Origin of the sequence: Frankia sp. AiPs1 (assembly GCF_023716945.1) — a bacterium.
Lineage (GTDB): Bacteria > Actinomycetota > Actinomycetes > Frankiales > Frankiaceae > Frankia.
The window spans coordinates 21,445-28,278 of sequence record NZ_JAMQQF010000030.1 but is presented as its reverse complement, the minus strand read 5'-3'; the positions used below and the strand labels follow the sequence as shown (position 1 = coordinate 28,278).

Here is a 6,834-nt window from a genome sequence, read left to right as displayed (position 1 = left end):
CGATCACCATCCACCCCCTGTGGGCTTACCATCCGCCCCAGCCAGCGGCAACCGGTCCGCTGTCCGGCCGCCCGCGGGGGGGGGGGGGGGGGGGGGGGGGGGGGGGGCGGGGGGGGGGGGGGCGGGGGGCCGCCCCCCCCCCCCCCCCCCACCGCGGGCGAACCCCAGCCCGACTATCGATCATGCGAAACCGCGGTCAGTTGCGGTGCGTTCTGCACGGTCTTCGGGATTCGGACCGGCGCGAGCGCACCGCAGTCGACTGCGCGGCGGAGAGAGGGGGGCGGGAGAGGGCGAGGGGGAAGGGGAGGGCACGAGCCCGCTCCGGGGGAGCGCGAGTCAGCGGGATGGCGGGCGGCGGCGGGCGGCGAAGAAGTCGGCGAGCAGGGTGGCGCACTCGGCGGCGCGGACGCCGGAGATGACCTCGGGGCGGTGGTTGAGGCGGCGGTCGCGCACGACGTCCCACAGCGAGCCGACCGCGCCGGCCTTGTCGTCGACGGCGCCGTAGACGAGCCGGTCCACCCGGGCGAGCACCAGGGCGCCCGCGCACATCGTGCACGGCTCCAGGGTGACCACGAGGGTGGTGCCGGACAGCCGCCAGGAGCCGACCCGGGCCGCCGCGGCCCGCAGCGCGATCACCTCGGCGTGGGCGGTCGGGTCGCCGTCGCGCTCGCGGGTGTTGCGGCCCTCCCCGAGCACCGTGCCGTCCGGGGCCACCACAACCGCACCCACCGGGACGTCGCCGTGCTCCGGCGCCAGCCGCGCCAAGGCCAGCGCGAGCCCCATCGCCGCACCGTGATCGGATCCGCCGGCCGGGCCGTGCCCACCCGCTGCGTTGAGCCGGTCCGCCGCGTCGTGCTCGGATCCGCCCGGTGGGGCGGGGTCAGCCACGGGCGTCGTCGAGGATCTCTCCGGCGCCGGCGCGCTCGCTCAGGGCGCTGATCAGGTCGGCGGGCAGCATGCCCTCCTCGCCGATCAGCTCCAGCAGCGCCTCCTCGGAGGTGCCCAGGTCGCCGAGCAGGTCGAGGTCGCCGACCGGGGCCGCCTGGGTCAGCGCGGCGGTGTCGTCGTCCTCGTCGTCCTCCGTGGCCAGGCCCGCCATCGACGGCAGGGCGTCGGCGAACAGCCGCTCGGCGAGCTCGGAGGTGATCAGGACCCGCCGGTCGGAGAGGAAGACCTTGGGGTCCGGCTCGTCGGCGCCGACCCGGACGATCGCCAGATACTCGTCGTCCTCCTCCAGGAAGGCCACGATGGTGTCGTCACCGAAGTCGCGCATCGTGTCGGTGAGGGCGTCGAGATCATCGGCGCCCGCCGGGTCCAGATCGTGCACCGACCAGCGGTCGTGGTCCCGCGCGATCGCGATTGCCTTCGTCGTCACTGTGCGCCCTCACGTCCCTTCTGCAACCGCGTGGTGCCTGGCGGCCGGCCGCTGCTCGGCCGGGGTCCCGGGCCCCGCGCGGCCCTGGCCGGATCGGTGACCGGCCATGCTCCGCCTGTGATTCTCGTCCCGAGGGCCGGTCTTGGGTATTCCGGTTCACCCCGTCGGGTGAGTTCTACCGCGACGCCGGGTTGATTCCCCCATGGTGGTCCGGTTGGCGCCCGTTCGCACACCGGGAGGTAGCACGGAAGTTCCGCCGGCGCAGGTCGGCCGGTCACGCCGCTTGACCTGCGGCGATGGTGTCTGGCAGGCAGACTCGGCGACGACGGGGGCGGCGGTGGTTCGCCGCCGGCGGCATCGGCGACGATCGGGATGTAACCGAACGGAAGCGGGGGTGGTCTTCGTCTCCCGGCACCCTCGTGGCACTGTAGAAAGCGCGATGACGACATCATTCCCGCGCAGGTTCACCGCCCGGACTCAGGCCGCGCTCGCCGTCGAACGCCTGGCGGCCGAGGCGTCGCGCCGCCTCGGCCGCGGTTCGGGGGAGATGATCGGCGGCAAGCTCGCCCTGCGGGTCTCCCCGGGGGCGCTGGCCGAGGTCGGCTCCCATCGCCACACCGCCTGCGTGTCGGGCACCAACGGCAAGACGACGACCACCCGGCTGCTTGCCCGCGCACTGGGCACCGTCGGGCCGGTGAAGTCGAACAGCGGCGGGGCGAACATGGCGCCCGGCGTCCTGGCGGCGCTCTCCCGACCGCCGTTCGACGCAGCCGCCGCCCTGGAGGTCGACGAGATCTGGCTGCCGAAGGTGGCCAGGGAGATCCTGCCGCGGGTCGTGCTGCTGCTCAACATCAGCCGCGACCAGCTCGACCGGTCCAACGAGACCCGGCGGATCGCGTCGATGTGGCGGGAGCTCGGCGCCGAGCTGCCGGACGCCACGGTGGTCGCGAACGTCGACGACCCGCTGGTCGCCTGGGCGGCGGCCGGCTGGCGACGGCAGGTGTGGGTGTCGGCCGGCCAGAACTGGACCGCCGACGCGATGGTCTGCCCGCAGTGCGCCCGCCTGCTGCACCGCAACGCCAACGGCTGGTGGTCCGAGTGCGGGCTGGCCCGGCCCGAGCCGATCGTCGCGGTCACCGGGCCCCGGGAGCTGCTCTGGTACGGCCGCACCATCTCGGCCCACCTGGACCTGCCCGGCCGGGTCAACCTCGGCAACGCCGCGATGGCCGCCGCCGCGGCCCGCGAGCTCGGCGTCGAGGTCGAGGCGGCGCTGGCCGCCATGGCCGGCCTCGGTGATGTCCAGGGCCGCTACCAGGAGGTCGCCCTCGGCGAGCAGGGCCGCCGCGGCCGGCTGCTGTTGGCGAAGAACCCCGCCGGCTGGGTGGAGATGATGGAGCTGCTCGCCGACGCGCCGCCCCGGCCCGTCGTCATCGACTTCAACTCGCAGACCGCCGACGGCCGGGATCCGTCCTGGATCTGGGACGTCCCCTTCGAACGGCTCGCCGGCCGGCAGGTGCTCGTCACCGGCGGGCGCAAGGAGGACATGAGCGTGCGGCTGGCCTACGCGGAGGTGCCGCACAGCGTGCACGCCAGCGCCGAGGACGCGGCGCTGGCGGCCAACGAGAAGGTGGTCGACGTGGTCGCCAACTACACGGCGTTCCGAGATCTGCTGGTCCGGAGCTCCCGATGAGGGGCGCCTCGGCGACCCGGATCGCGCTGATCTACCCCGAGCTGCTCGGCACCTACGGGGACGGCGGCAACGCGATCGTCCTCGAGCAGCGGCTGCGCTGGCGGGGCCTGCCCGCCGACGTGGTCAGCGTCCCCGCCGGTTCGCCGGTGCCGGAAAGCTGCGACATCTATCTGCTCGGCGGGGGCGAGGACGCTCCGCAGGTGCTCGCCGCCGACGGCATCCGGCAGAACCGGGCGATCGTGCGTGCGGTGGGATCGGGGGCGGCCGTGCTCGCGGTCTGCGCCGGCTACCAGGTGATCGGCGCGACGTTCCCGTCGGGCGGGGAGATCCACGAGGGGCTGAACCTCGTGGACATCGAGACCCGCCGCTCGTTCGCACCGCCGCAGACGCCGCCGCCCGGACGGGCCGTCGGTGACATCGTCGTCGAACCCGATCCGCGCCTCGGCCTGCCCACCCTGTACGGGTACGAGAACCACGCCGGGCGGACCAGGCGGCTGCCCGGGGCCGGCGGCTTCCCGCTGGGGGTGGTGCGCCGCGGGATCGGCGACGGCGACGGCGGCGCTACCGGTGGTGGCACTGGCGGTGGTGACGGCGGTGGTGGTGGCACGGGTGGTAGCGACGGCGGCGGCACCGATGGCATCGTCGACGGCCGGGTCATCGGCACCTACCTGCATGGGCCGGTCCTGGCGCAGAATCCGGCGCTCGCCGACCTCCTGCTGACCTGGATCCACGGCGAGCTCCCGCCGCTGGACGCCCCCCGGGAGGCGCAGGTGTTGCGCGAGGCCCGCCGCCGCGCGCTCGCCACATCCTGACCCCGACGTCGCTCCCGTGACCCCCCCGGCCACGGGACCGCCTCGGCCGAACGAGTAGGCCCGAGGGTCATCTGGTCGCCCGTTTCCGGCGTTTCCCGGCTACCGGTGTGGTTCGGTTGGATCGTGGCGTCCAATCCCCTTGCCGGCTGGTGGGGCAAGAACAAGCGAACCGTACTCATCATCGGGGCCGTCATCGTCGTGCTCTGGGTCTTCATCGAGCGCGGCAACGGCCCGAAGACCAAGCGCGTCAGCATGCCCAAGGACTACGGCTCGGCCGACCGGGAACTGCTCGTGCACGCCCCGTCGGACCCGAAGGATCCGATCCCGCTGGTGCTGATCCTGCACGACGACAACGTCGACGCCAAGACCCTCGACCATGACAGCGCCGCCGGCTCGGTGGCGAACGCCCGCAACTTCGCGGTCGCCTATCCCGAGGCGGTCGGCGGCACCTGGCGGATCGACTCCCCGGATGGTGCCGACGCGAAGTACCTGCGCGACGTGGTCAGCTACGTCTCCGCGAAGAGGACCAAGGTCGACCCGAACCGGATCTACGTGTGGGGCGTCGGCGAGGGCGCTCGGCTCGCGCTGACCGTCGTCTGCGGCGGCCCCAGACCGATCTTCGCGGCCGTCGGCGTGGTGGGGCAGTTCACGCAGGAGCCGCAGTCCGCCTGCCCGGGCCGGGCGCCGGAGGCGAGGGTCGCCGAGACCGACTGGAACAAGAAGGTCAGCCAGACGCTGTGGACGGCCTCCGCCAAGCACCACCTGGGCGCCTGAGCCTGAACCTGAGCCCGAGAACCTGACCTGACGCGAGCGAGCCTGACCCGAGCGAGCCGGACGCCAGCGAGCCTGAAGTCCTGGGTCCGACCGCACGCCGAGGGGTCCCGGTGGCGGGCCTGCCACGGTCCCCAGCGGCCGCGTACGCGCCCGGGACGGATGGGTAGATGGAAGAAGTCCGCCGATGCCGCCGGGAGGGGGGTAGCGGCATCGGCGGACCTCATCGGCCGGGTGGAACCCGAGGGCCCGCCGGCCTCCCGCTGCGGATGGGGGGGGAATCCGAGGGAAGGCCGGCGGGGTCGGGGGCCTTCCGGCCGGACGGACGTCAGATGGGGGGGAGATCTGACGTCCGTCCGGCCGGAAGGAGGCATTGTCCGGCTGGCGCGGAAGCGAGGTCGGGTCGGTGCTGGCGGGCGGTGTCAGGGCCCGCGTACAACCGGTCTCGGCTCGGCCGGGACCGCGACGCCACGGATTTCAGACGCGCGGACCACATGCGGGTGCAGGTGCGGGTGGTCCGGCGACATCTCGGCGTCAGCCGTGTCGTGGAACAGCGTCCGGGGCAACGGCGATGGTGACCCGGACGGGTCGGCGAGGCGCGTCTACCGCCTGCCGGGGGGAGCAGGCCCGGCGGGGCGGGCACGACGGGGTGCGGACGCGCGGTCGATCGATGCCTGACCGGCGGCCTGACCACACGCGCGACCGAAGGGGGAGGCCGCGTCGCGGTCGGCTCGGGGCTGGACGGGCTTCGTCGTCCTTCCAGCCGGACGAGGTGACCACCGGATGGCCGGCGCTGCGCCGCAGGGCACGGTGCGCTGGCGCGGTGCGGACGCTCTAGACGCGTCCGACGTAGTAGGAGGTGGTGTAGATCGACTGGAGCTTCACGACGCTGCCGGTGTGCGGAGCGACCCACATCTTGCCGTCACCGGCGTAGATGCCGACGTGGTAGATGTCCCCGGGCGAGCCAAGGAAGATCAGGTCGCCGGGCTGCTTGTTGTACTGCGACACCCGGGTGGTCGCGGCGAACTGGGCGTCCGTGGTCCGCGGCAGGCTCCTACCGAGCTGCTTGAAGACGTACTGGACCAGCCCGGAGCAGTCGAACGAGCTCGGGCCGTCGGCGCCGTAGACGTACGGCTTGCCCGCCTGCAGGGAGGCCAGGTAGACGGCCTTCGCGCCGACCGAGCTGGACGGAACCGGCACGGACACCTGGGTGGAACCGATGGAGACGCCGCCGGTGAGGCTGCCCAGGCGGGAGGAGACGCCGGCGAGCTGCGGGTCCCGCTGGGGGCGCACGCTCAGGGTCGCGTCGTTGACCGAGTGGGCGGACTGCAGGGCGTCCGTGCCATCGAAGATCGCGGTGACGTTCGTCGTGGTGAGCACCCGCGCCGTGTAGGACGCATACCCCTGCGCGTTCGTCTGCAGGTGCTTGAAGGTGGCCCACCCGTTGGGGAGCTTCACCTGCACCTTGACGAGCTGGTTCGCCAGCGGCGCGTGGGTGGCCTCGTTGTAGAGCGAGAAGCCGATGTCGACCGGCTCGTCCGCGTTCACGGTCACGTTGGGGTTCGTCACCCGCAGGCCGACCTGGACCTTGCCGGCCAGGGGCGGGGCGTCGAGGCCGTTCGTCGCGCCGAGAACGGCTCCCGAGGAGCTGTGCTCACTGACCGCCGCCGCGGCGATGCTGCCGCCCAGGGCGGCACGCGAGCCGATCTGAGCGGCGAGGGTGACGGGGGCGGTGTTCGGCGACTCTTCCAACGCCGTGTCGGCGTGGACGTCGGTGGCGCAGCCGGCCAGGGCCACCCCGGAGACAGCGACGGTCCCGGTGGTCAGCGCGGCGAAGGCGCGAGCACGGGCCCGGCTACGGGCGACCGGCGGCGCGGACTGGGCGCGGTGACGGCCGCGACCGGCGACGCGCGAATCTTCGTCGAGCTGCACGCTTTGCGCGGACAACGGTGTATTCCTTCCCGTACGCCTGCGAAGTGAGCTGTCGGGTTCGGGCTGGGCTGCCCGGTCCGAGGCGTGGCCTTCACGCACATCGGACTTGACCCCGAGGCCAGCACCGCGGATCGGTGCCGGCCGGTGGAGGGTGGGTCCCCCGCTCCTGCCCCAGATGACGACTCGGAGGGGACACCGGGGCCGGGGGCAGGATTCGGCGTTCGGCCCGGTGTTGTCGTGACGTCGGCGTGAGA

6 protein-coding genes and 1 riboswitch are annotated in these 6,834 nt (G+C 73.4%); of the genes, 3 read left to right on the top strand and 3 right to left on the bottom strand.

The window, feature by feature from the left end:
- Positions 1–336: 336 nt before the first annotated feature.
- Together tadA and ND748_RS05970 are read right to left on the bottom strand one after the other, a co-directional pair.
- Positions 337–783 carry a tRNA adenosine(34) deaminase TadA gene (gene tadA / locus ND748_RS05975; protein WP_251744660.1) on the bottom strand — a complete coding sequence of 149 codons (447 nt, stop codon included), beginning with the start codon at positions 781–783 and terminating at the stop codon, positions 337–339.
- Positions 784–880: 97 nt separating this feature from the next.
- Positions 881–1,375 carry a tRNA adenosine deaminase-associated protein gene (locus ND748_RS05970; protein ID WP_251744657.1) on the bottom strand — a complete coding sequence of 165 codons (495 nt, stop codon included), beginning with the start codon at positions 1,373–1,375 and terminating at the stop codon, positions 881–883.
- Between the two features lie 439 nt (positions 1,376–1,814).
- Here ND748_RS05970 and ND748_RS05965 point away from each other — a divergent pair, with 439 nt between their 5' ends.
- The 3 genes from ND748_RS05965 to ND748_RS05955 all read left to right on the top strand — a co-directional run bounded on the left by ND748_RS05965 (position 1,815) and on the right by ND748_RS05955 (position 4,651).
- A complete protein-coding gene (locus ND748_RS05965; protein WP_251744656.1) occupies positions 1,815–3,065 on the top strand; it encodes a Mur ligase family protein in 1,251 nt (416 codons plus the stop codon).
- Positions 3,062–3,877 (top strand): type 1 glutamine amidotransferase, encoded by an 816-nt coding sequence (locus ND748_RS05960; protein WP_251744655.1) that lies wholly within the window; start codon positions 3,062–3,064, stop codon positions 3,875–3,877. Before ND748_RS05965 ends, ND748_RS05960 begins: the two co-directional genes overlap by 4 nt.
- Positions 3,878–3,982: 105 nt before the next feature.
- Entirely contained in the window at positions 3,983–4,651 is a 669-nt protein-coding gene (locus ND748_RS05955) for a PHB depolymerase family esterase (RefSeq protein WP_251744654.1), read from the top strand.
- Between the two features lie 831 nt (positions 4,652–5,482).
- Here the strand turns inward: ND748_RS05955 and ND748_RS05950 are convergent.
- Positions 5,483–6,595: a C40 family peptidase gene (locus tag ND748_RS05950; RefSeq protein ID WP_251744653.1), complete on the bottom strand. Its 1,113-nt coding sequence runs from the start codon at positions 6,593–6,595 to the stop codon at positions 5,483–5,485.
- A gap of 5 nt (positions 6,596–6,600) precedes the next feature.
- A riboswitch (cyclic di-AMP (ydaO/yuaA leader) is annotated at positions 6,601–6,771 on the bottom strand.
- Positions 6,772–6,834: the final 63 nt, after the last annotated feature.

Bases quoted from the DNA above. Each gene is read 5' to 3' on its own strand.
- tadA (WP_251744660.1), bottom strand. From the start codon at position 783: ATGGGGCTCGCGCTGGCCTTGGCGCGGCTGGCGCCGGAGCACGGCGAC.
- ND748_RS05965 (WP_251744656.1), top strand. From the start codon at position 1,815: ATGACGACATCATTCCCGCGCAGGTTCACCGCCCGGACTCAGGCCGCG.
- ND748_RS05960 (WP_251744655.1), top strand. From the start codon at position 3,062: ATGAGGGGCGCCTCGGCGACCCGGATCGCGCTGATCTACCCCGAGCTG.